This is a genomic window from Rhizobium sp. IBUN (assembly GCF_000510625.1).
In the GTDB taxonomy this organism is placed as follows: domain Bacteria; phylum Pseudomonadota; class Alphaproteobacteria; order Rhizobiales; family Rhizobiaceae; genus Rhizobium; species Rhizobium altiplani.
In genome coordinates, this window is the sequence record NZ_AZNV01000100.1 from 1 (window position 1) to 1,451 (window position 1,451).

Below are 1,451 nucleotides of genomic sequence, written 5' to 3' on the forward strand. Positions count from 1 at the left end.
AGTGCCGCGCCGCTCAAACCAGCGACGACGGCCAGCGACAGGAGGCTGGTAACAAGCTTGTTCATGTGTCTCTTCCCTTCCTGTCGCACGCTCAGGCCTTGACCGGCTCGGCGGCCGCCACCTTGTTGCGCTTTTCCAGAACCGCTTCCGTAATCGAGTTGGGCAAGCGGCGCGGCGTCTCGACGAGGCCGAGAACCGGCATGATCACCAGGAAGAAGGCGAAGTAGAAGAGAGTGCCAAGCTGCGACATGATCACGTAGGTGCCTTCGGCAGGACGCGAGCCGAGCCAGCCGAGGACGATGGCATTGGCGACGAACAGCCAGAAGAACAGCTTGTACCAAGGGCGATAAGCCGCCGAACGCACCTTCGAGGTATCGAGCCAGGGCACGAAGAACAGCACGATGATGGCGCCGAACATGACGAGGACGCCGGCCAGCTTCGAGTCGATCGGTCCGATGTTGAAGGTGATCGAGCGCAGCATCGCGTAGAACGGCAGGAAGTACCATTCCGGGACGATATGGGCCGGCGTCTTCAACGGGTCAGCCGGGATGTAGTTGTCCGGATGGCCGAGGAAGTTCGGCATGTAGAAGACGAAGTAGGCGTAGACCAGCAGGAAGATCGAAACGCCAAGCGCATCCTTCAGCGTCGCGTAGGGCGTGAAGCGAACCGTGTCGGTCTTGGTCTTGACCTCGACGCCGGTCGGGTTCGTCTGGCCGACGACATGCAGCGCCCAGATGTGCAGGACGACGACGCCGGCAATGACGAAGGGCAGCAGGTAGTGCAGCGAGAAGAAGCGGTTCAGCGTCGGGTTGTCGACGGCAAAGCCGCCGAGCAGGAACTGCTGGATCCACTCGCCGACCAGCGGGAATGCCGAGAAGAAGCCGGTGATGACGGTCGCGCCCCAGAAGGACATCTGGCCCCAGGGCAGAACGTAGCCCATGAAGCCGGTCGCCATCATCAGCAGGTAGATGAGGACGCCGAGGATCCAGAGGATCTCGCGCGGCGCCTTGTAGGAGCCGTAGTAGAGACCACGGGCAATGTGCAGATAGACGGCAACGAAGAAGAACGACGCGCCGTTGGCGTGCATATAGCGCAGCAGCCAGCCGTGGTTGACGTCACGCATGATCTTTTCGACGGAGTTGAAGGCAACCGTCGTTTCCGCCGCATAGTGCATGGCCAGCACGACGCCGGTCAGGATCTGCACGACGAGCATGACCGCCAGCATGGCGCCGAAGGTATAGGCATAGTTCAGGTTGCGCGGAACCGGATAGGCGACGAAACTGTCATAGACCATGCGCGGCAAAGGCAGGCGCGCATCGATCCACTTCTCAAGGCCGGTTGATGGCTCGTAGCTGGAATGGCCACTCATAAATCAGTCCCCCTCAACCGATCTTGATTACTTTATCGGAAACGAACGAATAGGTCGGGATCGCCAGGTTCTGCGGCGCCGG

The 1,451-nt window shown here is 60.7% G+C and carries 1 protein-coding gene; it reads right to left on the reverse strand.

Features of this window, described 5'->3' with window-relative positions:
• Nucleotides 1-91: 91 nt before the first annotated feature.
• Nucleotides 92-1,369: a cytochrome b N-terminal domain-containing protein gene (locus RHIBUN_RS0132965; RefSeq protein WP_025662886.1), complete on the reverse strand. Its 1,278-nt coding sequence runs from the start codon at nt 1,367-1,369 to the stop codon at nt 92-94.
• Between the last annotated feature and the right edge of the window lie 82 nt (nt 1,370-1,451).